The organism is Streptomyces sp. NPDC104381, from assembly GCF_055583745.1.
In genome coordinates this window covers 695,919-720,615 of record NZ_JBVJNK010000001.1, presented here as the reverse complement: position 1 = coordinate 720,615, position 24,697 = coordinate 695,919, and the positions used below count along the sequence as shown (strand labels likewise).

Annotated in this window: 20 protein-coding genes and 1 pseudogene; 16 read left to right on the top strand and 5 right to left on the bottom strand. The window is 73.1% G+C overall.

Translation table 11 applies throughout. From position 1 onward, the window contains the following. Window positions 1–4: 4 nt before the first annotated feature. Window positions 5–787, bottom strand: a complete 783-nt coding sequence (locus ACZ607_RS03230) for a PspA/IM30 family protein (protein WP_014156668.1) — start codon at window positions 785–787, stop codon at window positions 5–7. A gap of 296 nt (window positions 788–1,083) precedes the next feature. Between ACZ607_RS03230 and ACZ607_RS03225 the strand changes: the two genes are divergently transcribed. The 3 genes from ACZ607_RS03225 (at window position 1,084) to ACZ607_RS03215 (ending at window position 3,678) form a co-directional block, all read left to right on the top strand. Further along, the gene (locus ACZ607_RS03225; RefSeq protein WP_099176310.1) at window positions 1,084–1,683 is read left to right on the top strand and encodes a DUF3043 domain-containing protein; all 600 of its coding nucleotides are present in this window, start codon (window positions 1,084–1,086) and stop codon (window positions 1,681–1,683) included. A gap of 26 nt (window positions 1,684–1,709) precedes the next feature. Next, on the top strand, window positions 1,710–2,477 hold the full coding sequence (locus ACZ607_RS03220) for a class I SAM-dependent methyltransferase (protein ID WP_469731181.1): 768 nt from the start codon (window positions 1,710–1,712) through the stop codon (window positions 2,475–2,477). A gap of 127 nt (window positions 2,478–2,604) precedes the next feature. Continuing rightward, window positions 2,605–3,678 (top strand): S1C family serine protease, encoded by a 1,074-nt coding sequence (locus ACZ607_RS03215; protein WP_469731179.1) that lies wholly within the window; start codon window positions 2,605–2,607, stop codon window positions 3,676–3,678. Between the two features lie 71 nt (window positions 3,679–3,749). Here the strand turns inward: ACZ607_RS03215 and ACZ607_RS03210 are convergent, their stop codons facing one another. Beyond that, window positions 3,750–3,953 carry a hypothetical protein gene (locus ACZ607_RS03210; RefSeq protein WP_033300039.1) on the bottom strand — a complete coding sequence of 68 codons (204 nt, stop codon included), beginning with the start codon at window positions 3,951–3,953 and terminating at the stop codon, window positions 3,750–3,752. Window positions 3,954–4,039: 86 nt separating this feature from the next. Here ACZ607_RS03210 and ACZ607_RS03205 point away from each other — a divergent pair, with 86 nt between their 5' ends. Both ACZ607_RS03205 and cobT read left to right on the top strand, forming a co-directional pair. Further along, window positions 4,040–5,242: a bifunctional adenosylcobinamide kinase/adenosylcobinamide-phosphate guanylyltransferase gene (locus ACZ607_RS03205; RefSeq protein WP_469731176.1), complete on the top strand. Its 1,203-nt coding sequence runs from the start codon at window positions 4,040–4,042 to the stop codon at window positions 5,240–5,242. Window positions 5,243–5,339: 97 nt separating this feature from the next. Beyond that, window positions 5,340–6,473 (top strand): nicotinate-nucleotide--dimethylbenzimidazole phosphoribosyltransferase, encoded by a 1,134-nt coding sequence (cobT, locus tag ACZ607_RS03200; RefSeq protein WP_469731174.1) that lies wholly within the window; start codon window positions 5,340–5,342, stop codon window positions 6,471–6,473. A 41-nt stretch (window positions 6,474–6,514) separates the two neighbouring features. Here cobT and ACZ607_RS03195 read toward each other — a convergent pair whose 3' ends face one another. Further along, on the bottom strand, window positions 6,515–7,288 hold the full coding sequence (locus ACZ607_RS03195; RefSeq protein WP_469731171.1) for a hypothetical protein: 774 nt from the start codon (window positions 7,286–7,288) through the stop codon (window positions 6,515–6,517). A gap of 88 nt (window positions 7,289–7,376) precedes the next feature. On the opposite strand from ACZ607_RS03195, the gene ACZ607_RS03190 reads away from it, so the two are divergent. The 8 genes from ACZ607_RS03190 to ACZ607_RS03155 all read left to right on the top strand — a co-directional run bounded on the left by ACZ607_RS03190 (window position 7,377) and on the right by ACZ607_RS03155 (window position 18,867). Next, window positions 7,377–8,171 carry an adenosylcobinamide-GDP ribazoletransferase gene (locus ACZ607_RS03190; RefSeq protein WP_469731170.1) on the top strand — a complete coding sequence of 265 codons (795 nt, stop codon included), beginning with the start codon at window positions 7,377–7,379 and terminating at the stop codon, window positions 8,169–8,171. Window positions 8,172–8,369: 198 nt separating this feature from the next. Next, window positions 8,370–9,917: a leucyl aminopeptidase gene (locus ACZ607_RS03185; RefSeq protein ID WP_469731168.1), complete on the top strand. Its 1,548-nt coding sequence runs from the start codon at window positions 8,370–8,372 to the stop codon at window positions 9,915–9,917. Window positions 9,918–10,259: 342 nt separating this feature from the next. Beyond that, the gene (gene lpdA, locus ACZ607_RS03180) at window positions 10,260–11,648 is read left to right on the top strand and encodes a dihydrolipoyl dehydrogenase (protein WP_469731166.1); all 1,389 of its coding nucleotides are present in this window, start codon (window positions 10,260–10,262) and stop codon (window positions 11,646–11,648) included. Between the two features lie 55 nt (window positions 11,649–11,703). Further along, window positions 11,704–13,506, top strand: a complete 1,803-nt coding sequence (sucB, locus tag ACZ607_RS03175) for a 2-oxoglutarate dehydrogenase, E2 component, dihydrolipoamide succinyltransferase (RefSeq protein ID WP_469731164.1) — start codon at window positions 11,704–11,706, stop codon at window positions 13,504–13,506. 150 nt (window positions 13,507–13,656) lie between these two features. Next, window positions 13,657–14,280 (top strand): GntR family transcriptional regulator, encoded by a 624-nt coding sequence (locus tag ACZ607_RS03170; protein WP_469731162.1) that lies wholly within the window; start codon window positions 13,657–13,659, stop codon window positions 14,278–14,280. A gap of 267 nt (window positions 14,281–14,547) precedes the next feature. Next, window positions 14,548–17,217 carry a pyruvate dehydrogenase (acetyl-transferring), homodimeric type gene (aceE, locus tag ACZ607_RS03165; RefSeq protein ID WP_469731160.1) on the top strand — a complete coding sequence of 890 codons (2,670 nt, stop codon included), beginning with the start codon at window positions 14,548–14,550 and terminating at the stop codon, window positions 17,215–17,217. 76 nt (window positions 17,218–17,293) lie between these two features. Next, window positions 17,294–18,262 (top strand): helix-turn-helix transcriptional regulator, encoded by a 969-nt coding sequence (locus ACZ607_RS03160; protein WP_469731159.1) that lies wholly within the window; start codon window positions 17,294–17,296, stop codon window positions 18,260–18,262. Between the two features lie 83 nt (window positions 18,263–18,345). After that, on the top strand, window positions 18,346–18,867 hold the full coding sequence (locus tag ACZ607_RS03155) for a DUF4240 domain-containing protein (RefSeq protein WP_469731843.1): 522 nt from the start codon (window positions 18,346–18,348) through the stop codon (window positions 18,865–18,867). Window positions 18,868–18,896: 29 nt separating this feature from the next. Here ACZ607_RS03155 and ACZ607_RS03150 read toward each other — a convergent pair. Then, a pseudogene (locus ACZ607_RS03150) lies at window positions 18,897–19,423 on the bottom strand (GNAT family N-acetyltransferase). Between the two features lie 61 nt (window positions 19,424–19,484). Between ACZ607_RS03150 and ACZ607_RS03145 the strand changes: the two are divergent. Continuing rightward, window positions 19,485–20,384, top strand: a complete 900-nt coding sequence (locus ACZ607_RS03145; RefSeq protein WP_469731157.1) for a TIGR01777 family oxidoreductase — start codon at window positions 19,485–19,487, stop codon at window positions 20,382–20,384. A 184-nt stretch (window positions 20,385–20,568) separates the two neighbouring features. Continuing rightward, the gene (locus ACZ607_RS03140) at window positions 20,569–21,882 is read left to right on the top strand and encodes an NAD(P)/FAD-dependent oxidoreductase (protein WP_469731155.1); all 1,314 of its coding nucleotides are present in this window, start codon (window positions 20,569–20,571) and stop codon (window positions 21,880–21,882) included. A gap of 9 nt (window positions 21,883–21,891) precedes the next feature. On the opposite strand, the gene ACZ607_RS03135 is transcribed toward ACZ607_RS03140, so the two are convergent. Then, window positions 21,892–23,502 carry a regulator gene (locus ACZ607_RS03135; RefSeq protein ID WP_469731153.1) on the bottom strand — a complete coding sequence of 537 codons (1,611 nt, stop codon included), beginning with the start codon at window positions 23,500–23,502 and terminating at the stop codon, window positions 21,892–21,894. Between the two features lie 314 nt (window positions 23,503–23,816). Here ACZ607_RS03135 and lipB point away from each other — a divergent pair, with 314 nt between their 5' ends. Continuing rightward, on the top strand, window positions 23,817–24,626 hold the full coding sequence (gene lipB, locus ACZ607_RS03130) for a lipoyl(octanoyl) transferase LipB (RefSeq protein ID WP_382991084.1): 810 nt from the start codon (window positions 23,817–23,819) through the stop codon (window positions 24,624–24,626). The last annotated feature ends 71 nt before the right edge of the window (window positions 24,627–24,697 follow it).

The window sequence follows — 24,697 nt, the reverse complement described above, 5'->3', positions numbered from 1 at the left end:
GCCCTCACTGCTTGTCGAACTTGTGCGGGGACTGCTGCGACTGCGGTGCCGCGTCCTCGGCGCCGCCCTCGATGGCCTGCTGCTGCCCGGCGGAACCGCCGGCCAGCTCGGCCTTCATGCGCTGCAGTTCCAGTTCTACATCCGTACCACCGGAGATCCGGTCCAGCTCGGCGGCGATGTCGTCCTTCGCCGTGCCGGACGGGTCGTCGAGGGCGCCGGAGGCCAGCAGCTCGTCGATGGCGCCCGCACGAGCCTGGAGCTGCTGCGTCTTGTCCTCGGCCCGCTGGATCGCCAGGCCGACGTCGCCCATCTCCTCGGAGATGCCGGAGAAGGCCTCACCGATCCGGGTCTGGGCCTGGGCGGCGGTGTAGGTGGCCTTGATGGTCTCCTTCTTCGTCCGGAAGGCGTCGACCTTGGCCTGGAGGCGCTGGGCCGCGAGAGTGAGCTTCTCCTCCTCGCCCTGCAGCGTCTGGTGCTGCGTCTCCAGATCCGTGACCTGCTGCTGGAGGGCGGCGCGCCTGGACAGCGCCTCGCGGGCCAGGTCCTCCCGGCCGAGCGCGAGCGCCTTGCGGCCCTGGTCCTCCAGCTTGGACGACTGGCCCTGCAGCTGGTTCAGCTGCAACTCCAGCCGCTTGCGCGAGGTCGCCACATCGGCGACGCCGCGGCGCACCTTCTGAAGCAGTTCGAGCTGCTTCTGGTACGAGTAATCGAGGGTCTCGCGCGGATCCTCGGCCCGGTCAAGGGCCTTGTTTGCCTTCGCGCGGAAGATCATTCCCATACGCTTCATGACACCGCTCATGGGCTTCGCGCGCCCCCTTCTGACGGACTGAGCTCCAGCACTCCAACAGAACCCACAGTACGGGCCCTGTCTCCATTACCGCACTGTTCGAGCACGGATGTGCTCCTCCGCAAGGACGACTGCCGCCGATGACCACTCCCGCCCAGGGAGTAGACGACCATCAGGGATGACGTCGGCAACGTCCGTTCTGCCCCTGTCGGGACACTTTTCAGGACGCAGGCCGTTGCCGGATCGTTCCCGCCCGGTCCCCGGGAGTCGCGGCCGACCCCGTACCCTTGGGTTTTGTGTTCCGTAGCCGTTCCAAGGAAGAGAAGGCCCCCACCGGCAAGGTGACGGCGGACCTCTCCAAGCAGCCCCGCGACCCCCAGGCTCCGAAGGGTCGCCCCACCCCCAAGCGCAGCGATGCCCAGACGCAGCGCCGACGCGCCTCCAGCGGTGCGCCGACCGACCGCAAGGAGGCCGCACGCCGCCAGCGCGAAGCGCGCCGGGCCGACATGGCCCGGCAGCGTGAGGCGCTCGCGTCCGGTGACGAGCGCTATCTGCCGGTGCGCGACAAGGGGCCCGTGCGCCGCTTCGTCCGCGACTTCGTGGACTCGCGCTTCTGCATCGCGGAGTACTTCCTCCCGCTCGCGGTGATCATCCTGATCCTCAGCGTGATCCAGGTGCAGAACATCCAGAACATCTCGCTGCTGCTCTGGCTCGGCGTGATCGTGCTGATCGTCGTCGACTCCATCGGCCTCGGGTTCCGACTGAAGAAGCAGCTGGCCCAGCGCTTCCCGGACACCCCGAAGCGCGGCGCGGTGGCCTACGGCCTGATGCGTACGCTCCAGATGCGCCGGCTGCGTCTCCCCAAGCCCCAGGTCAAGCGGGGAGAGCGGCCCTGAGCACGGAGACCTCCGGTTTCACGGGGGTGTCCGCCCAGTGGCTGGGCGGGCTCGGCGGACTGCGCAACACGGTCCGTCAGGAGCTCGTCGCCCGGCAGCTCGACGAGCAGATAGCCGCGCGCTACCCCGTGGGGCAGCGGCTGCGGGTGCTCGATGTCGGCATGGGCCAGGGCACCCAGGCGCTGCGCCTGGCACGGGCCGGGCACTCCGTGACGGGCCTGGAGTCCGACAGCGAGATGCTGCGGTCGGCCCGGGAGTCCCTGGCGGGCGAGCCCGAGGGCATCCGGGAGCGGGTGCGGCTCATCGAGGGCGACGGCCGTGACACCGGGGTGCACTTCCTGCCGGGCAGCTTCGACGTGGTGCTCTGCCACGGCGTGCTGATGTACGTCCCCGAGCCCGATCCGCTGCTGGCCGGTCTGGCCCGGATGCTGGCGCCGGGCGGCCTGCTCTCCCTGCTCGTGCGGAACGCGGACGCGCTGGCGATGCGCCCGGGGACGGCCGGTGACTTCGGCGCGGCTCTCGCGGCGTTCGACACGGACACGTACACCAACAGGCTCGGCCTCGACGTCCGGGCCGACCGGCTCGACGTACTGCGGGCCACCCTCGCGGGCATCGCGGCCCCGCTGCACACCTGGTACGGCGTGCGGGTCTTCACGGACAACGTGAGCAACGAGGTGGAGCTGCCCGGTCCCGAGGAGCTGGCCCGGATATTCGCCGCCGAGGACCGCGCGGGGCGGACCGACCCGTACCGCGGGGTGGCGGCGCTGCTGCACCTGTGCGGCGTCCGCGGCTGACCGCGCCGCCGGCGCCGGACGCCGTCGTACGCCCGGCCGGCCCGCCGTCGTACACCTGGGGCGGCCGTACGCCTGATCGGCCCAGCAGCGCAGGCCGTGGGCGCGGTGGCCTGGCGATACTCCGGGCATGGACGCAACCCCTTCCCGCAGCCGGGTACGCCGCCCGTTCACGCTCCCGGCCGCCGGCGCCGCCGCGATCGCCCTGGTGTGCGGCTGCGCGGGGCCGGGCCCCGCGCCGTCCGCCGCCCCGGCCCAGCAGGCGGCGGTGACCCGGTCCGCGGGCGACCTGGAGGACCAGTACCAGACCGTCATCAGGGACGTGCTGCCCTCCGTCGTGCAGATCGGTGCCGGGGACGCGCTCGGCTCGGGCATCGTCTACGACGACAAGGGCCACATCGTCACGAACGCCCACGTCGTGGGCAGCGAGAAGACCTTCGACGTCAGCGTCGCCACCGGCGAGAAGGTGCTCAAGGCGTCCCTGGTCTCCTCCTATCCGGAGCAGGACCTGGCCGTCGTGAAGCTCGACGACGTCCCCGACGGGCTGCGGGCCGCGAAGTTCGGGGACACCGAGAAGGTCGAGGTCGGGCAGATCGTCCTGGCGATGGGCTCGCCGCTCGGCCTGTCCAGCAGCGTCACCCAGGGCATCGTCTCGGCCGTGGGGCGGACCGTCAGCGAGAGCAGTTCGGGCGGCGGCACCGGGGCGACGCTCGCCGACATGGTGCAGACGTCGGCGGCCATCAACCCGGGCAACAGCGGCGGCGCCCTGGTGAACCTCGACAGCGAGGTCATCGGCATCCCGACCCTCGCGGCGACCGACTCGGAGCAGGGCGGCGGCGCCGCTCCCGGGATCGGGTTCGCGATCCCCGTGTCGATGGTGCGGACGGTGGCCGACCAGATCATCGAGTCGGGCAAGGTCACCGACTCGGGCCGGGCGGCCCTGGACATCACGGGCCGCACCGTCGTCGACGACGAGTACCGGCCCGCCGGGGTCGCGATCGTCAGCGTCCAGGACGACGGGGCGGCGAAGAAGGCCGGTCTGCGCGTCGGGGACGTCATCACCCGGCTCGGTGACGCCCGCGTCACGACGATCACCTCGCTCTCCGAGGCCCTGGCCGGTGAGAAGCCCGGCCGGAAGGTCGAGGTGAGGTACACGCGGGGGAACTCGACGAGAACGGCCGAGGTCACCCTGGGCGAGATCTGAGGCCCGGTCAGGTGAGGGGGCGTACCGCGCGGGCCCGCCCGGACACCGGGGTCCGGACGGGTCCGCGGGCCTCAGTCGGCCTGGAGACTCATCGGGCCGTAGATCTTCGTCGTGTCCTCGAAGAGCGTCACCTGGTCCGCGCCGCCCTCGAGGAGCTCCTTCCAGAACTCACCGATCCAGGACTCCGCGTCGCCCTGTGTCGTGAACTCCTCCGGCTGCAGCGCCGGCTCCGTCTCCGTACCGTCGGACTTCTCGAACCGCCACGTCCACGCCATGTCCGCCTCCTGGGTCACGTTGCTCCCCGAAGACTAGTGGGTGTCCCGGGCGCGCAGGTGGTTCACGGACACGGGAGGATCGGCACGTGGAACTGACACTGCTCGGCACCGGAGCCCCCGACGGGCTGCCGCGGCCCGACTGCCCCTGCGCCGTCTGCGCGTCCTCCCGCGGTACCGGGGCCCGTGCCGCGACCGCGCTGCTCGTGGACGACGCGCTGCTGCTCGACCTCACCCCGGGCGCCGTGTTCGCCGCCGCCCGCGCGGGTCACTCGCTCTCCGGCGTACGGCAGGTGCTGCTGACCCACCCTCATGACGGGCCCGCCGTGGAGCTGCCCGCCTCGCTCCCGCCCGCGGGGCGTGTCCCGGACGGCCAGGAGCTGACGCTGATCAGCGGGCACCGGATCCGGGCCCTGGCGATGGACGCGCCCGGCACCGGGTACGAGGTGACGGCGCCGGAGGGCGAGCGGCTGCTCTATCTCCCGCCCGGGGCCTCCCCCGCCGGTCTGGCCGACCCGGTGGCGGAGCCGTACGACATGGTCGTGTGCGACGTGACCGGGCGGCCGGACGCCGTGGCGAGGCTGCGGGCGGTCGGGGCCGCCGGGCCCACCACCGAGGTGATCGCCGTCCATCTGGACCACGACGCGCCGCCCGGTGCGGAGTTGGACCGCCGGCTCGCGGCCGGCGGGGCGCGGGCCGTGCCGGACGGGACGACGCTCCCGGTGGGCGCCTACCACGCCACCCCCGAGGTGCCCCGGCGCACGCTGGTCACGGGCGGGGCCAGGTCGGGGAAGTCGGTGGAGGCCGAACAGCGCCTGGAGACCTTTCCCGAGGTGGTGTACGTCGCCACGGGCGGCCGGCGTCAGGGCGACGCGGAGTGGGAGGCCCGGATCGGGCTGCACCGGGAGCGCCGGCCCGCCGCGTGGCGCACCGAGGAGACCTGTGAGCTGGTGGGGCTGCTGGAGCAGGACGGGCCGCCGCTGCTGATCGACTGTCTGTCGCTGTGGCTGACGGACGCGATGGACCGGGTCGGCGCCTGGGACGACGACCGGTGGTCCGACGGCGGTGAGGAGAAGCTGCGCGAACGGGTCGCCGAGCTGGTCCGCGCGGTGCGCGGGACCCGTCGTACGGTCGTCGCCGTGACCAACGAGGCCGGTTCGGGCGTGGTCCCGGCGACGGCCTCCGGGCGGCGTTTCCGGGACGAACTGGGCCGGCTGAACGCCGCGTTCGCGGCCGAGTGCGAGCAGGTGCTGCTGGTGGTGGCGGGTCGTGCGCTGGTGCTGCGGGGCTGAGGGCCGGGGGTGCCGGAGAGGTGCCGGGTACTGTTCCGGTCAGGAGCCCCCGGCGGGGTTCCGGCCCACCTAGCGACGACCCGCGAGGCAGACCCCCGTGAATCTGGACGACTTCTCCGACCTGATCGAGCGCCCCGACGGGGGCGTACGGCGTGACGCCGAGGAACGCCGGGAGCGGCTCGCCGTTCCCGTGGGCGCCCTCGGCCGGCTCGACGAGCTGGGTGAATGGCTGTCGGCCGCCCAGCAGTCGGTGCCCGTCAAGGCGGTCGAGCGGCCGCGCGTCGTGCTGTTCGCCGGCGATCACGGGGTGGCGGAGCTGGACGTCTCCGGCCGCGAGGCGGGGACCGCGCACGAGCTGGTCCGGGCGGTGCTGGACGGTGCGAGCCCCGTCGCCGTGCTGGCCCGGCGCTTCTCCGTGCCCGTACGGATCGTGGACGCCGGCCTGGACTGCGATCCGGAGCTGCTGCCGGAGGCCGTCGTGCGCGACCGGGTGCGGCGCGGCAGCGGCCGGATCGACGTCGAGGACGCGCTGACGGCCGAGGAGGCCGAGCAGGCCGTACGGCTCGGGATGCGTGTCGCCGACGAGGAGGCCGACTCCGGCACGGACCTGGTGGTGCTGGGTGATCTGAGTGTCGGCGGTACGACGGCGGCCTCGACGCTGATCGCCGCCCTCTGCGGTACGGACGCCTCGGTGGTGACCGGGCGCGGCGGTGCGGGCATCGACGACCTGGCCTGGATGCGCAAGTGCGCCGCGATCCGGGACGCGCTGCGGCGGGCCCGCCCGGTCCTCGGTGACCAGCTGGAGCTGCTGGCCACCGTCGGCGGCGCGGACCTGGCGGCCATGACGGGGTTCCTGCTGCAGAGCGCGGTGCGCCGGATGCCCGTGGTGCTGGACGGGGTGGTCTCGGCCGCCTGTGCGCTGGTGGCCCAGCGGGCGGCGTTCCGGGCCCCGGACTGGTGGCTGGCGGGACAGCTCAGCGGGGAGCCGGCCCAGCTGAAGGCGCTGGACCGGATGGCGCTGACCCCGCTGCTGGACCACGGGGTGACGGTGGGCGAGGGAAGCGGGGCGCTGCTGGCGCTGCCGCTCGTCCAAGCCGCGGCGGCGCTGGCGGCGGAGCTGCCCGAGCGCACCCCGGAGGAGGCGGAACCGGAAGCCGGAGCGGAAGCCGGGGAAGCCGGGGAAGAGGCGAAGCCGTCCGAGGACGCGGAGGCGGCGGGCACCGGAGTCTGAGCGCCGCCCCTCGTGGGCGGCCGGTGGTGGGGCCCTGGGCCTCAGGTCCCGCCGCCGGGGCGGGTGCCCGGCAGCGGGGTCCTGTCCGGGGCCCCGCCGATCAGGTCCTGGAACCGGCGGCGCGGGCCCGCCCAGCGCACGTCGTGGTGATACGCCCTCAGCACCGCGCGGGCGCGGGCGCGGTGGCGCCGGCGGTAGAAGCGCTTGGCCCACGCGGAGGCGGGCCGGGCCAGCCGGATCGCGCCGATCAGCGCGATGAACGGGATGAGGGTGCCGATCACCGCCATCCGGGCCTTGCCCTTGAACAGGGCGATCAGCACGAAGCCGAAGTTGACGACGTAGGTCAGCACCACGCCCAGCCTGTTCTGCTGCTGATCACCGCTCAGTTCGTCCACACCGAGCGGCGAGAACCCGGCGAGCACGAGCAGGACGAGCGAGGCGGTGAGGACGACCACCTCCACGCTCTGGCGGCCCTCCTCGGTCCAGTACACGTCGTCGAGGTGCAGGATGAGGGCGAACTCGTCCAGGACCAGCCCGGCGCCGACCGCGAAGACGACCGCGAAGATCCCGGCGGCGGCGCCGCGTTGACCGCTCGCGACCGCGCCGAAGCCTCCGACCACCGAGAGCACGACACCGGGCACCACGTGGTGGACGTGCACACCGCCGGGCGTGAAGTTACGGAACGGCCCCTTCCCGGCCCGGATCATCCGCGTGATCACCCGGGTGATCGCGAAGGTCAGCACGAACGCGCTCAGGGCGAGCAGCAGCGGGAGTTTGCCCGGCTCGACGATGTTCTGCTGGAACCAGTGACCCATGCCACCTCCATCCTGAGACCCACCTCTGCGGCATTTTGGGCCACTCTGCCCGATCTGCCGTGCCGCCGCACCGGCTAGCCTGCGCGCGGTGACCTCCCTGAACAGCCATGGGCCGCGATTCGCCTTCGGCACCCTGACCGCGCTCCCCGTCCGCGTCTCACGCTGGGACCGCGACACCGCCCGTGCCGGCATGCTGTGCGCCCCGCTCGCCGGGCTCGCCGTGGGGCTGCTCGCGGCCGCCCCCGGGGTGGTGCTCCTGTGGGGCGGGTCGGGCCCCCTGGTGGCGGCGGTCGCCTCGGCCGCGCTTCCCGCCGCGCTGACCCGGGGGCTGCACCTGGACGGGCTCGCGGACACCGCCGACGGGCTCGGCAGCGCCAAGCCGGCCGAGGACGCGCTGCGGATCATGAAGCGGTCGGACATCGGGCCGTTCGGTGTGGTCACCCTGCTGTTCGTGCTGCTGGCCCAGGTCGCGGCGCTCTTCGAGCTGTACGGCCGCGGCTGGGCGGACGGGGCGCTGGGCACGGTCGCCGCCGCCGTCGTCGCCCGCCTCGCGCTCACGCTGGCCTCGCGCCGCGGCGTGCCGCCGGCCCGGCCGGAGGGGCTCGGCGCGGCGGTGGCGGGCACGGTCCCGCCGCTGGGTGCCGCGGTCGTGGCCGGTGCGGTGGTCCTGTGCTGCGCGGCGGCCGGCGCGCTGGCGGGCGGGTACGGCGGCGCCTCGCACTACGCCCTCGCCGCCCTGGCCGCTCTCGGTGCGGCGCAGATGATGCTGCGTCACTGTGTGCGGCGCTTCGGCGGGGTGACCGGCGACGTGTTCGGCGCGCTGGAGGAGACGGCCGCCACGGTGGCGCTGCTGGTGCTGTCCCTCGGCCGGGGCGTGTTCTGAAAGCAGCGCCGTCCGCCCCCTTCGCCGAGGGCTCCCCCGCACCGGACGGCCCCGCCCCCGTGAGCGGGGAGCGGGGGCGCGCGTAGGCTCGTTCCCGGCACATTGTGGGGGCGTCATACGATGCGCCGGGCACGGTCGGCCTACCCCTCGACCAGCACAGACCGGCACATAACTCAACGGAAGCGAGATTTCACCACCGTGACTGCTCTCACTCTCAGCACCTCAGGTGCGGCGACGCTGCGCGCCGACGCACTCGTCGTCGGTGTCGCCAAGGCCACCGGGTCCAAGTCCGGCCTGGTCGTCGCGCCGGGCGCCGAGGCCGTGGACAAGGCGTTCGACGGGAAGCTCGCCACCGTCCTGGAGACCCTGGGCGCCTCCGGTGCCGAGGGCGAAGTGACCAAGCTCCCCGCCCCGGCCGGTCTCAAGGCCCCGGTCGTCATCGCGGTCGGGCTCGGTCCGGTCCCGGCGAAGGACGAGGCGTACGACGCCGAGGCGCTGCGCCGGGCCGCGGGCAACGCCGCGCGTGCCCTGAAGGGATCGAAGAAGGCCGGCTTCGCGCTGCCGGCGGAGTCCGCCGAGGACGCCGGGGCCGTCGCGGAGGGCGCCCTGCTGGGTGCGTACGCCTTCACCGCCTACCAGGGCGGCGAGAACAAGCTGGCCCCCAAGGGCGCCAAGAGCCCGGCGAAGCTGCCGCTCGGCGAGGTCGCCCTGCTCGGCACCAAGCCGCGGGACAAGGCCTTCAAGGCCGCCGCCGAGCGCGCCCTCGCGGTCACCGAGGAGATCAACCGGGCCCGCGACCTGATCAACACCCCGCCGAACGACCTGTACCCCGAGTCCTTCGCCGCCGTGGCCACCGCCGCCGGCAAGGAGCACGGCATCAAGGTGCAGGTCCTGGACGAGAAGGCGCTCGTCAAGGGCGGCTACGGCGGTCTGCTCGGCGTCGGCCAGGGCTCCACGCACGGCCCGCGCCTGGTGAAGCTCGCCTACACGCACCCCAAGGCGGAGAAGACGCTCGCCCTGGTCGGCAAGGGCATCACGTACGACTCGGGCGGCATCTCGCTCAAGCCGGCCGGCCACAACGAGACGATGAAGTGCGACATGAGCGGCGCCGCCGCCGTGTTCGCCGCCGTCGTCGCGGCCTCCCGCCTCGGCCTCCAGGTCAACGTCACCGGCTGGCTGGCGCTCGCCGAGAACATGCCGTCCGGCAACGCCACCCGCCCGGGTGACGTCCTGCACATGTACAGCGGCAAGACCGTCGAGGTCCTCAACACCGACGCCGAGGGCCGGCTCGTCCTCGCCGACGCGCTGACCCGCGCGTCGGAGGAGAAGCCGGACGCGATCGTCGACGTGGCGACCCTGACCGGCGCGATGGTGCTGGCGCTCGGCAACCGCACCTTCGGTGTGATGGCCAACGACGACGCGTTCCGTACGTCGATCCACGAGATCGCCGAGGAGGTCGGCGAGGCCTCCTGGCCGATGCCGCTCCCCGCCGACCTGCGCAAGGGCATGGACTCCCCGACCGCCGACATCGCCAACATGGGCGAGCGGATGGGCGGCGGCCTGGTGGCCGGCCTGTTCCTGAAGGAGTTCGTCGGCGAGGGCATCGCCTGGGCGCACCTGGACATCGCGGGCCCCGCCTTCCACGAGGGCGCGCCGTACGGCTACACGCCCAAGGGCGGCACCGGATCCGCGGTCCGCACCCTGGTGCGGCTGGCGGAGCGCACCGCGGCCGGCGACCTCGGCTGAGTCCGGAGCCGGCGTCCGCGCGTGGACCCCGCGCGAGGTTCGCTCGCGGCGCAGACGGCCCCGGGCATACGTCCGGGGCCGTCGGTGTTCCCCACGGTGGATCCGACCGGCATATTTCCGGAAATCTGTACGTATCGGTAACCATCCGGCCGGGATCTTCGTCCGGCTCGGAGCAGGGGCCCGCGTCCCGTCCGGACTCAACAAGTGCGAAGATGGGTTCTCGGCAGGACAGGGCCCCCACCACAGGGCCGAATAACGCAAGCGGCCGAACACCAGCCGACCGGCCGGTCACACCCCAGCGACGGGGCCCGGCGTACGGCGCACATGCATGGAGGACGTGACGTGGCGAACGACGCCAGCACCGTTTTCGACCTAGTGATCCTCGGCGGTGGCAGTGGCGGTTACGCCGCGGCCCTGCGCGGAGCTCAGCTGGGCCTGGACGTCGCACTGATCGAGAAGGGCAAGGTCGGCGGCACCTGCCTGCACAACGGCTGCATCCCCACGAAGGCGCTGCTGCACGCCGGCGAGATCGCCGACCAGGCCCGCGAGGCCGAGCAGTTCGGCGTGAAGGCCACCTTCGAGGGCATCGACATGGAGGCCGTCCACAAGTACAAGGACGACGTGATCTCGGGCCTGTACAAGGGTCTGCAGGGTCTCATCGCCTCGCGCAAGGTGCACTACATCGAGGGTGAGGGCCGGCTCTCGTCGCCCACCTCGGTGGATGTCAACGGCCAGCGCGTCCAGGGCCGCCATGTGCTGCTCGCGACCGGTTCCGTACCGAAGTCGCTGCCGGGCCTGGAGATCGACGGCAACCGCATCATCTCCTCGGACCACGCGCTGAAGCTGGACCGGGTGCCGAAGTCGGCGATCGTCCTGGGCGGCGGCGTCATCGGCGTCGAGTTCGCCTCGGCGTGGAAGTCCTTCGGCAGTGACATCACCATCGTCGAGGGCCTGAAGCACCTGGTCCCGGTCGAGGACGAGAACAGCTCCAAGCTTCTTGAGCGCGCGTTCCGCAAGCGCGGCATCAAGTTCAACCTCGGCACCTTCTTCGACAAGGCCGAGTACACGCAGGACGGCGTGAAGGTCACCCTCGCCGACGGCAAGACCTTCGAGGCGGAGGTGCTGCTGGTCGCGATCGGCCGCGGCCCCGTCTCGCAGGGTCTGGGCTACGAGGAGGCGGGTGTCGCGCTCGACCGCGGCTACGTCCTCGTCGACGAGTACATGCAGACCAACGTGGAGACCATCTCGGCCGTCGGTGACCTGGTCCCGACCCTCCAGCTCGCCCACGTCGGCTTCGCCGAGGGCATCCTGGTGGCGGAGCGGCTCGCCGGACTCAAGACCGTGCCGGTCGACTACGACGGCGTGCCGAAGGTGACGTACTGCCACCCCGAGGTCGCCTCCGTCGGCATCACCGAGGCCAAGGCCAAGGAGATCTACGGTGCGGACAAGGTCGTCGCCCTCAAGTACAACCTGGCGGGCAACGGCAAGAGCAAGATCCTGAAGACCGCGGGCGAGATCAAGCTCGTCCAGGTCAAGGACGGTGCCGTGGTCGGCGTCCACATGGTCGGTGACCGTATGGGCGAGCAGGTCGGCGAAGCCCAGCTGATCTACAACTGGGAGGCGCTGCCGGCCGAGGTCGCGCAGCTCATCCACGCCCACCCGACGCAGAACGAGGCGATGGGCGAGGCCCACCTGGCCCTGGCCGGCAAGCCTCTCCACTCCCACGACTGATCCAGTCCCGGGGACGACCGACCACTTCACACTTTCGTAAGGAGCAACCGAAACCATGTCGGTTTCCGTAACCCTTCCGGCGCTCGGTGAGAGCGTCACCGAGGGCACCGTCACCCGCTGGCTGAAGGCCGAGGGCGAGCACGTCGAGGCCGACGAGCCGCTGCTCGAGGTCTCGACCGACAAGGTCGACACCGAGATCCCCGCGCCCGCCTCGGGCACCCTCTCGTCCATCAAGGTCGCCGAGGACGAGACCGTCGAGGTCGGCGCCGAGCTGGCCGTCATCGACGACGGTTCGGGCGCGCCGGCCGCCGAGTCGGCTCCGGCCGCCGAGCCGGAGGCCGCTCCGGCCCCGGCCCAGGAGGCTCCGGCGCCCGCCGCCGAGGCCCCCGCCGCCGAAGCCCCTGCCGCCGAGGCCCCCGCCGCCCCGGCCGGTGGTGCCTCCGGCACCGACGTCACCCTTCCGGCGCTCGGCGAGAGCGTCACCGAGGGCACCGTCACCCGCTGGCTGAAGGAGGTCGGCGAGGAGGTCGCGGAGGACGAGCCCCTGCTCGAGGTCTCCACGGACAAGGTCGACACCGAGATCCCCGCCCCGGTCGCCGGTGTGCTGCTGGAGATCGTCGTCGGTGAGGACGAGACCGCCGAGGTCGGCGCCAAGCTCGCCGTCATCGGCGCTCCGGGTGCCGCTCCGGCCCAGGCCGCCCCGGCCCCCGCCGCGGCTCCGGCCGAGGCCGCCCCGGCTCCGGCCGAGGCCGCCCCGGCCGCTCAGGCGCCGGCCCCCGCCGCGCCCGCTCCGGCCGCCCCGGCCCCGGCCCCGGCTGCTCCGGCACCGGCCCAGGCCGCTCCCGCCGCCCCGGCCCAGGCTCCCGCCGCTCCGGCGGCACAGCCCGCCGCCCCGGCTCCGGCCGCCCAGGCCGCGCCTTCCGGTGACAACGGCGCGTACGTCACGCCGCTGGTCCGCAAGCTCGCCGCCGAGAACGGCGTCGACCTGGGCTCGGTCAAGGGCACCGGTGTCGGTGGCCGGATCCGCAAGCAGGACGTCGTCGCCGCCGCGGAGGCCGCCAAGGCCGCCGCAGCCGCTCCGGCTCCGGCCGCCGCCGCTCCCGCGGCCAAGGCCGCGCCGAAGCTGGAGGCTTCGCCGCTGCGCGGTCAGACGGTCAAGATGACCCGCATGCGCAAGGTCATCGGCGACAACATGATGAAGGCGCTGCACTCGCAGGCCCAGCTGACCTCGGTCCTCGAGGTCGACATCACGAAGCTGATGAAGCTGCGCAACCAGGCGAAGGAGTCCTTCGCCGCCCGTGAGGGCGTCAAGCTGTCCCCGATGCCGTTCTTCGTGAAGGCGGCGGCCCAGGCGCTGAAGGCCCACCCGGTCGTCAACGCCCGGATCAACGAGGACGAGGGCACCATCACGTACTTCGACTCGGAGAACATCGGCATCGCCGTGGACGCCGAGAAGGGTCTGATGACCCCGGTCATCAAGGGTGCGGGCGACCTGAACATCGCCGGTATCGCGAAGAAGACCGCCGAGCTGGCCGGCAAGGCCCGCGGTGGCGGCCTCACCCCGGACGACATGTCCGGCGCGACCTTCACGGTCAGCAACACCGGTTCGCGCGGTGCGCTGTTCGACACGGTCATCGTCCCGCCGAACCAGGCGGCCATCCTGGGCATCGGCGCCACCGTCAAGCGTCCGGCGGTCATCGAGACCGCCGAGGGCACCGTCATCGGCGTCCGCGACATGACCTACCTCTCGCTCTCCTACGACCACCGTCTGGTGGACGGCGCGGACGCCGCCCGTTACCTGACCACGGTCAAGGCGATCCTCGAGGCGGGCGAGTTCGAGGTCGAGCTCGGCCTCTGAGCCGGCCGGCTGTAACCAGCCTCACCAGCGGCGCCCCCGTCCGGAACCCTTCCGGACGGGGGCGCCGCCGTATTGTCTAGACACCGGCCGGTCACCCCCGGCCACCGTGTCGGCGCAGGCAGCACCGGTTCGCCCCCGAAGGAGCCCCCCATGACCCCGCCCGTCGTCCACTCGCTGCGCGAACAGATCCGCGAGCACATCGTGGAAGGGATAGTCAGCGGGCGCTGGAAGCCGGGTGAGCGCATCGTGGAGCGCCGCATCGCCACCGAGCTGGAGGTCAGCCAGACGCCCGTGCGCGAGGCGCTGCGGGAGCTGGAGACGCTGCGGCTGATCGAGTCGGCGCCCAACAAGGGGGTCAGGGTCCGCAATCTGACCGCGGCCGATCTGGAGGAGAGCTATCCCGTGCGGGCCGGGCTGGAGCAGATCGCGGCGGAGCTGGCGGCCCCCGCGCTCGGCGAGGACTGCTCGGCGCTCACCCCGCACGTGACGGCGCTGTACGAGGCGGACCGGCTGGCCGACGGCGAGGCGCAGGTGCGGCACACGGTGGCCTTCCACCGGGAGCTGGTGCGCGCCGCGGGCAACGCGGTGCTGCTGCACACCTGGGAGGGGCTGGGCATCGAGGTGTTCACGGCCCTGTCGATCCGCTGGCTGGGGACGGTGCAGAAGTCGTACGCCGAGGAGCACGAGGCCCTCATCGAGGCGTTCCTGCGGCGTGACCCGGCGATCGCCGTCCTGGTGAAGGAGCATGTCCTCGGGTGCGCGCCGCGCGCCTGAGCGGTGCCGCGGCCTGCCGCCCATCTGCGGGGGGAGGCGCTCGGCCGTGCGTGCCGGTGCCCGTTTCACCCCCTTGGTCCCGTCACTCCGTGCCCCGTTTCGCGGCACCGCATGCCACTTTTCTTCATATCGAGAAGTTTTGCCCTTCACCCTTTGATCGATCATCGATCGGCGACTTACAGTTCAGTCGCGGGCCCACCGGCCCGATCGCCCTGTCCTGCCAGTCAGGGCCTTCTCCACCCCCCTCCACTCCGGAAGGCGGCGATCATGACCGACCCCGTAGCACAGCTTCCGAGCGAGCTCGACCAGCTCCCGGACCGCGACCCCGAGGAGACCGCCGAGTGGGCGGCCTCCCTGGACGCCGTCACCAAGGCCGCGGGCCCGCACCGCGCCGCATACCTGATGCGGCGTTCGCTCCAGCACGCCGAGGGCGCCGGCATCGCGCTGCCCAAGCTGCTGGAGAGCGATTACGTCAACACCATCCCCACCTCCGCCGAGCCCGCGTTCGACGGCGACCTGGAGATGGAATCGAAGATCACCGCGTGGAACCGCTGGAACGCGGCCGCGATGGTCACCCGTGGCGCCCGGTACGGCGTCGGAGGCCACATCGCCACGTTCGCCTCGGCGGCCTGGCTGTACGAGACCGGCTTCAACCACTTCTTCCGCGGCAAGGAAGGTGACGGCTCCGGCGACCAGCTCTACATCCAGGGCCACGCCTCGCCCGGCATCTACGCCCGCGCCTTCCTCGACGGCCGCCTCGACGAGCAGCAGCTCGACAACTTCCGCCAGGAGTCCGGGGGCAACGGCCTGCCGTCCTACCCGCACCCGCGGCGGCTGCCCTGGCTGTGGGAGTTCCCCACCGTCTCGATGGGCCTCGGCCCGCTCTCGGCGATCTACCAGGCGCGCTTCAACCGCTATCTGACCAACCGCAAGATCAAGGACACGTCGAACTCGCACGTCTGGGCCTTCCTGGGCGACGGCGAGATGGACGAGCCCGAGTCGACCGCCGCCCTCGCCCTCGCGGCGCGTGAGCAGCTCGACAACCTGACCTTCGTCATCAACTGCAACCTGCAGCGCCTCGACGGCCCGGTCCGCGCCAACTTCCGGGTGGTCCAGGAGCTGGAGGGCGCCTTCCGCGGAGCCGGCTGGAACGTCATCAAGACGCTCTGGGGCAACGCCTGGGACGAGCTGTTCCAGCTGGACACCACGGGTGCGCTGATCCGCCGCCTCCGCGAGGTCCCGGACGCGCAGTTCCAGACGTACGCCACCCGCGACGTGGCCTACATCCGCGAGCACTTCTTCGGCGCCGAGCCCGCCCTCGCCGAGCTGGCGAAACTCCTGAGCGACGCGAAGATCGCCGAGTGTTTCTACAGCTCCCGCGGCGGCCACGAGGCCCGCAAGGTGTACGCGGCCTACCGCGCGGCCCTGGAGCACAAGGGCGCGCCGACCGTGATCCTGGCCCAGACGGTCAAGGGCTACACCCTCGGCAAGGGCTTCGAGTCCAAGAACGCCAACCACCAGATGAAGAAGCTGTCGATCGACGAGTTCAAGGGCATGCGCGAGCTGCTCGGCCTCCCGATCCCGGACAGCGCCTTCGAGGACGGGCTGGTCCCCTACGGCCACCCGGGCGCCGACTCCCCCGAGGTCCGCTACCTCCAGGAGCGCCGTGCCGCCCTCGGCGGTCCTGCCCCCGCCCGCCGGGTGCACGCCGTGGCGCTGCCCCAGCCGGAGGAGCGCGCGTTCAAGGCCCTGTACAAGGGGTCCGGCAAGCAGGAGATGGCCACCACCATGGCGTTCGTCCGCCTGGTGAAGGACCTGATGCGGGACAAGGAGACCGGCAAACGCTGGGTGCCGATCGTCCCGGACGAGGCCCGTACCTTCGGTATGGAGTCGCTGTTCCCCTCGGCCGGCATCTACTCGCCGCTCGGCCAGACGTACGAGCCGGTCGACCGCGACCAGCTGATGTACTACAAGGAGGCCAAGGACGGCCAGATCCTCAACGAGGGGATCACCGAGGCCGGGGCCATGGCCGACTTCATCGCCGCCGCGTCGTCGTACGCGACGCACGGCGAGACGATGATCCCGTTCTACATCTTCTACTCGATGTTCGGCTGGCAGCGGACCGGCGACCAGATGTGGCAGCTCGCCGACCAGCTCGGCAAGGGCTTCATCGTCGGCGCCACGGCGGGACGTACGACGCTGACGGGCGAGGGCCTCCAGCACGCGGACGGCCACTCCCACCTGATCGCGTCCACGAACCCGGCGTCGCTCAACTACGACCCGGCGTTCGCGTACGAGATCGCGGTGATCGTCAAGGACGGTCTGCGCCGGATGTACGGCCCCGAGGCCGAGAACGTCTTCTACTACCTGACGGTCTACAACGAGCCGAAGCAGCAGCCCGCGATGCCGGAAGGCGTCGAGGACGGCATCGTCAAGGGCCTGTACCGCTTCAAGGAGGGCGTGCCCGCCGAGGCGGACGCCCCGCGTCTCCAGGTGCTCGCGTCCGGTACGGCGATCCACTGGGCCCTGGAGGCCCAGGAGCTGCTGGCCGCCGACTGGGGTGTCACGGCCGACGTCTGGTCCGCCACCTCGTGGGGCGAGCTGCGCCGTGACGCGCTGGAGGCGGACGAGGCCCTGCTCCGCGGCGAGGAGCGGGTGCCGTACGTGACCCAGGCGCTCTCCGGCGCTCCGGGCCCGGTCCTCGCGGTCAGCGACTGGATGCGCGCGGTCCCGGACTCCATCAGCCAGTGGGTGGAGCAGGACTGGTCCTCGCTCGGCACGGACGGCTTCGGCCTCTCCGACACCCGCCAGGGCGCCCGCCGCCACTTCGGTGTCGACGCCGAGTCCGTCGCGGTCGCCGCGCTGGCCCAGCTGGCCCGCCGTGGCGAGATCCCGGCCTCCAAGGTCAAGGAGGCCCGGGAGAAGTACGGCATGTGAGTCCGCGCGGGGGCGGGTACCGGGTCGCCCGGTACCCGCCCCCGCCGTGTTCTCCGGGCGCCCCACAATGGGTTCCATGCGCGCTGCCCGGCTCATCAAGATGGTGCTGCTCCTGCAGTCCCGGCCCTCCATGACCGCCGCACAGCTGGCCCGGGAGCTGGAGGTGTCGGAGCGCACCGTGACCCGGGACGCCCAGGCGCTCTCCGAGGCGGGTGTGCCCGTGTACGCCGACCGCGGCCGGGCCGGCGGCTACCGGCTCGTCGGTGGCTACCGGACCCGGCTCACCGGGCTGGCCCGCCACGAGGCCGAGGCGCTCTTCCTGTCCGGGCTGCCGTCCGCCCTGCGCGAGATGGGGCTCGACGACGCGGCGTCGGCGGCCCGGCTGAAGGTGACGGCCGCGCTGCTCCCCTCGCTCCGGGACGCCCCGGCCACCGCCGCGCAGCGCTTCCATCTGGACGCCCCGGGGTGGTACCAGGATCCGGCCACCCCCGAGCTGCTGCCCGCCGTCGCGGAGGCCGTCTGGGACGACCGGCTGGTCCGGGCGCGCTACCGCCGCCGGTCCTCGGACGAGGTGGAGCGGGAGCTCGCTCCGTACGGCCTCGTCCTGAAGGCCGGGGTCTGGTACCTCTGTGCCCGGGCCGGGGACGACTTCCGGGTGTACCGCATCGACCGGTTCGCCTCCGTCGATGTGTCGGAGACCCGTTTCGCCCGGGACGAGGACTTCGACCTGCCGCGTTTCTGGGCGGAGCGGGCCGCGCAGTTCGCCCGGTCGATCCTGCGGACCGAGGTGACCGTGCGGCTGTCGGAGGACGGCGTACGGCGGCTGCCGCACGCCGTGGACCGGGCCGCGGCCGAGGGGGCGCTGGCGGAGGCCGGGGCGCCGGACGCGGACGGCCGGCGCACGGTCGTCCTGCCGGTCGAGTCCGCCGAGGTGGCGTACGAGCAACTGCTGGCCCTCGGTCCCGAGGTGGAGGTCCTGGCCCCCGCCGCCCTGCGCGAACGTTTTGCCGGTACGGCCGAACGACTGCGCGACCTCTACCGCTGAAGGGGCCCGGAAGTGCGGCCGAAGGCGTCAATTCGGTGTCTGGGCGTGCGTCGCCCGCCACCGGGGCAGATGCTGGACCCGTGATGGACGAGACGGAGTTCTGGGAGATCATCGACAGCACCCGCGAGGCCGCCGAGGGCGACCCCGAGGACCACGCCGACCTGCTCGTCGAACGGCTGGTGCGGCTCGATCCCGACTCCGTGCTGGACTTCGCCAGACACTTCGAGGCCCGCTACAACCGCGCGTACCGCTGGGATCTGTGGGGCGCGGCGGCCGTGCTGCTCGGCGGTGCGAGCGACGACGCCTTCGACTACTTCCGCTGCTGGCTGATCGCGCAGGGCCGGGAGGTCTTCGAGGGCGCGATGCACGACCCGGACAGCCTGGCCGAGCTGCTGGACGACTTCGACGAGGATCTCGACGGGGACGGCGAGGAGCTCGGCTTCGCCGCCGACGAGGCCTACGAGCAGCTCACCGGGGCCGTCGCCCCCGACCTGGGGCTGCCGCCGCAGCCCGCGGAGCCGGAGGGCACGCCCTTCTCCTTCGACGACGACGCGGCGTTGGCGGAGCGCTACCCCGCGCTCCGGGAGCGCTTCGGCCCGGCCTGAGCCCCGTCCGGCGGCCGGCCGGCCCGGATTCAGGCCGTCAGCGTACGGCCCATCAGGACATCGTCGACGTACCGCCCGCCCAGGAAGAACTCCCCCGGCAGGACGCCCTCGACCGCGAAGCCCTCGGCCTCGTAGAGCGCCCGCGCGGCGCTGTTGTGGCCGAGCACCCGCAGGGTGAGCCGTCCGGCGCCCTGCCGCCGCGCCTCGGCGTACGCGGCGTGCAGCAGCGCCCGGGCGACGCCGTGGCGCCGCGCCAGCCGGCGACCGCGAGCCCCTGTATCTGGCGCACGTGCGCGTTGCAGGCGAGAGGCGTCGGGCGGACGAGCCGCAGGTATCCGGCGACGCACGCCTCGCCCCTGTCGGCAACGGCCTCGGCCACCAGGATGTCCTCGGGCCGGTGCCGGTCGTCGAAGAAGGGCTCGTACGGCGGCTGCGGCCTCGGCTGTACGGCGTGGAGAGTCGACCAGGTGGCCCGGTCGAGCTCGCCGAGCGCGGGACCGTCCGCGGGCACGGCGGGACGGACGGGGCGGAGGGACCTGAAGCGCGGCAAGGACATGCGCGCCACTGTGCCACGCGGGTTCCGTGTCACCGGAGGCCCATGGGGCAGGATGGTCGTCATGCCGCGCTCACGCATCGCCGTCACCGGATCGACCGGACTCATCGGGGCGGCGCTCGTGCGCTCGCTCCGCGCCGACGGGCACGAGGTGGTGCGCCTGGTGCGCCGCCCGGCCGCCACCGGTGACGAGGTGGAGTGGGACCCGAAGCGCCAGTACGTCGATGTGGCGGGCCTGGTCGGCTGCGACGCGGTCGTCCACCTCGCCGGGGCCGGGGTCGGGGACCACCGGTGGACCGACGCGTACAAGCGGGAGATCCGTGACAGCCGGGTGCTGGGCACGGCGGCCGTCGCCGAGGCGGTGGCCTCCCTGGACACCCCGCCGAAGGTGCTGCTCTCCGGGTCGGCCATCGGTTTCTACGGCGACACCGGTGACCGTGCCGTCGACGAGGGCGCGCCGCCCGGCGAGGGCTTCCTGCCGTCGGTCTGCGTGGAGTGGGAGGAGGCCACGGCCCCCGCCGAGGAGGCGGGCGTCCGCACGGTCCACGCGCGGACCGGTCTGGTCGTCTCCCGGCGGGGCGGCGCCTGGGGGCGGCTCTTCCCGCTGTTCAAGGCGGGGCTCGGCGGCCGGATGGGGGACGGCCGGCAGTACTGGAGCTTCATCGCGCTGCACGACCACATCGCGGCCCTGCGGCACATCCTGGACACCGGGACGCTGTCCGGGCCGGTGAATCTGACGGGCCCCTCCCCCGTCACCAACGGCGAGGTGACGGCCGCCATGGGGCGGGTGCTGCGGCGTCCGACCCTGTTCACCGCGCCGGCGCCCGCGCTGAAGGCGGCACTGGGCGAGTTCGCCGGGGACGTCCTGGCCAGCCAGCGGGTGCTGCCCGGCCAACTTCTCGACTCCGGCTTCGCGTTCGCCTTCCCCGGCATCGACGACGCCATCCGCGCAGCACTGCGCTGACCACGGTCCGGCGCTCCCCGGGTCCCGCGCCGGGCCGCCGTGCGACCCCGTGCTCCGGTGCCCGGGGTGCGCGCGACTGCGCCTCTCTCGGCCATACACCTAGCCTCATCCCGAACTCGGGCATTCCGGGGGCCTGTTGGGGGCAATAGCCCCCCAGCAGTCGCACCGACTCGGGGAGGGGCACGTGATCGGGGCACACACAGCGGACCACGCGGATGTGGTCATCATCGGGGCCGGGATCGCCGGCCTGTCGGCGGCCCACCGGCTGATCGACGCAGGGGTGGGCGTCAGCGTCCTGGAGGCCGCCCCGCACGTGGGCGGCCGGATGGCCACCCAGGACCTGGACGGGTTCCGGCTCGACCATCTGGGTCCGCTGCTCAGCTCCGCGCATCCGGAGCTGAGCGGCACACCGGGGCTCGAAGGGCTGGTGCTGCGGGACTTCGCTCCCGGGGTGCTCGTCCACAGCGGGGGGCGGCGGTACGGCGCCGGGGAGGTGCGGAGCGCGAGGGGCGCACTCCGCGCCGTACGCTCCCGGCCGAGCGCCCCTCGCGCTCCCTTCGGCGGGGCGATCGAACAGGCCAGGCTCGGCGCCTGGCTGGCCCGTCTCGCCACCACCGCGGACTCCCGGATCCTGACCCGGCCCGAACGGACGGCCCTGGACGCCCTGTCGGCGCGCGGCCTGCCGCCCCGCACGGTCGGCGGCTTCCTGCGGCCCCTGCTCTCGGCGCTGCTCGCCGACCCCGGGCTGACCACGTCCAGCCGCATGGCCGACCTCGCCCTCCGGGACTACGCGCGGGGCGGGCTCTGTGTGCCGTCGGGCGGCTCGGCGACGCTGCCCGAGCTGCTGGCGGCCTCCCTGCCGCCGGGGACCGTGCGCACCGGGATGCATGTCACGGGGGCCGACATCACCTCCGTACGCACCAAGGAACACGGTGAGCTGAGCTGCCGGTCGCTCCTGCTGGCCACCGGCGCGGGGGCCGCCACCGAACTGCTGCCCGGGCTGCGGACGCCCGCCTTCCACCCGGTGACCGTGCTGCACCACACCGCCCGGGAGGCACCGCCGACCGGTGGCCGTCTGCTGCTGGACGCGGACCGCTCGGGTCCGGTCGCGCACACCGTCGTGATGAGCGAGGTCGACCCCTCGCGCGCCCCGCGCGGCCGGGCGCTCATCACCTCCACGGTGCTCGGCACCCCGCCCGGGGACCTCGACGGCGAGGTACGCGCCCATCTGGCCAGGCTCTACGGCACACCCACCGGCGACTGGGAGCTGCTGGCCGCCCGTCACGACCCGGAGGCGGTCCCGGCCATGCCGCCGCCGCACGATCCGCACCGGCCGGTCCGGCTGCTCGCCGGGCTGTACGTGTGCGGCGACCACCGCGACACCAGCACCGTCCAGGGCGCGCTGCGCTCCGGCAGGCGCGCCGCCTCGGCGATCCTCACGGACCTGGGGGTGCGCCTGCGGCAGGGCGACGGGACGGAGCTGCCGGCCGCCGCCTGAGTTCCTCGGTCAGCCGAGCGCGGCGACCCGGTCGCGGTAGCCGCGCACGGCGACGGCGTCGCGGTAGGGCTCCAGGCGGCGCTCGAAGTCGCGTACGTACTCCGTGGCGCGCACCGACCGCATCTCCGCCGCCTGCTGGGCCGCCTCGGCGCCCAGCAGGCAGGCCTGGTCCAGCTCGCCGAGGCCGAGCCGCGCGGAGGCGAGCACCACCCGGCAGAACAGCCTGCTCCGGGCGTACGCCGGCGCGCGCAGCTGGAGCGACCGCTCGGCGTGCTGCGCGGCGACGCGGTACTGCTGGAGGTCGCGGTGGCAGTGGCCGAACTCGTCGGCGAGCTGGGCCTCGTCGAAGTACCGGGCCCAGTACGGCACGTCGTCCCCGGGCCGGGAGATCCCCAGCGCGCGTTCCGCCCGCGCCAGGGCGGCGACGCACTGCCTGGTCTCCCCGAGGACGCCGTGCCCCCGGGCCTCGACCGAGTGCAGCAGGGCCAGCACGACGGGCGGCGCCGACGAGCCGATGCCCTGCTGGGCGACGCGGGCGAGCTGGACGGCCTCCCTGCCGTGCCCGAGGTAGACCGCCTGCCGGCTCATCGTGATCAGGACGAAGGCGCCGTACGCCCGGTCCCCGGCGGCCTGGGCGAGCCGCAGGGCCTGGACGAAGTAGCGCTGGGCGAGGCCGTGCGCCGCGATGTCGTACGAGGTCCAGCCGGCGAGCCGGGTCAGATCGGCGGCGGCCGAGAACAGCCGGCGGCCGATCGCCTCGCCGTAGCTCCCGCGGAGCATGGGTTCGGCCTCGTGCTCCAGGTAGCGGACGAGGGCCTGCCTGGCGTGGCCGCCGCCGTAGGCGTTGTCCAGAGTGCGGAAGAGCTCGCCCACCGAGCGCAGGGCGGCGACGTCACCGCTGCCGACCCGCTGGCCCGCGCCGCGGTCGGTCTGCCGCTGGCGCGGGACCCCGAGGAGCGGCGGCACCGGCCCGGCCGGGCGGGAGGGCGCGGGGCCACGGGTGGAGCCGGGCCGCGCGCCGTTGGCGACCGCCCCGGGCACCGCGCCGGGGACGGCGGCCCCGGGGTGCTGCTGAAGCCCGAGCGGGGAGCGGTTCCCGTGGCCCTCGGCGGGCGTACGGGGGGCGGGCAGGCCGGCGGAGCCGTGCGCGCGGTCCTGCGGCTCGCCGCTGCCGACCCAGTCGTCGGCCCGCCCGATCAGCCAGTCCCTGCTGGGGACGACCAGCCCGGCGGGGGTGAACGCGATCTTGCGCAGCTCCGCGTGGCTGCCGGAGTCCTTGCGCCACAGCCCGCTGACGATGTCGACGGCCTCGGCGGGCGTGGCCGCGAACTCCAGGCCGGCGTAGACGGGCGCGCAGGCGTCCAGGCCCAGGTCCTGCGCGGAGAGCCGGCGTCCGAGCCGTCGGGTGAAGACCTCGGCGATCAGCGCGGGGGTGGTGCCCCGGGGCTGCTGGCCGCGCAGCCAGCGGGTCACCGAGGTCTTGTCGTATCGCAGGTCGAGCCCGTGTTCGAGGCCGAGCTGGTCCACCCGGCGGGCCAGGCCCGCATGGGAGAACCCGGCCTCCGCGATGAGGGCAGCGAGCCGCCGGTTCGGGGTGCGCTGCGGAGGTCGTTCCGACATCAGCTGTAAGGTCTCCTGCCTTCGGCGCCGGGCGGGCAGCCCTTACGGGCTCCCCCACGTGTGGGAGCGGGCGAGCCCGTTATGGAACGGCGCGAACTTAACCGGCCCGGCGGTAGCGGCGATGGCCTTCGCTCCACGTTCATCCGATCGTGTGAGGAACCTCGGATCGCTGACGGGGGGCGCCCGGTCCGCGACCTGCCGGACTCCGTCCTCCGGAGCGGTCGTACAGTGGCTCAGGGCGCACATCAGTGCATGGTGCCGTGGTTCCGGGGACACCCCCGGCCCTCCGGCACCGCGAGTAGGGAGGCACCCGAGTGAGTGAGCTGCGGTTCGTCCGTCTGGGATTCGGTGAGGAACGCGTCGACTACCAGGAGGCCTGGCAGAAGCAGCGCGAGGTGCACGCCGCCCGGTTCGAGGACACCGTCCCCGACACCTGCCTGCTCCTGGAGCACCCGTCGGTCTACACGGCGGGGAGGCGCACGACGGAGAGCGAGCGCCCGCTGGACGGCACCCCCGTCATCGACGTCGACCGCGGCGGGAAGATCACCTGGCACGGTCCGGGACAGCTCATCGGCTATCCGATCCTGAAGCTGCCCCGCCCGGTGGACGTGGTCGCCCACGTCCGCCGCCTGGAGGACGCCTTGATCCGCACGGCCGCGGAGTTCGGCGTGGAGACCAGCAGGGTCGAGGGCCGCAGCGGTGTCTGGGTCCTCGGTGACCCGGTCGAGGACCGTCCCGCGCTCGGCGGGCTCTCGCTCGACTTCGACCCCCGGCTCCACGACGAGGAGTTCGATCCCCGGCTGAACGGCCCCGAGTACGCGCCGTCCAACGCCGGGCAGCGCCGCGAGGACCGCAAGCTGGCCGCGATCGGCATCCGGGTCGCGAAGGGCGTGACCATGCACGGTTTCTCCCTGAACGTGAATCCGGACAACACCTCGTTCGACCGGATCGTGCCGTGCGGCATCCGGGACGCGGGCGTCACCTCGCTCTCGTACGAACTGGGCCGCGAGGTCACGATCGACGACGTGCTCCCGGTCGCCGAGAGACATCTGCGGGAGGTCCTGGAGAACGCGGACCTCGCGCCCCGCGTCGTCGCGCCGAAGGAGCCGGTCGCCTCGGCGTAGGCAAGGCTCCTGGTGAGGGGCGCGGGGAGGGCCGGCGGGAATAGGCCCCCTCGGCCACAGGTTGGCCAGAC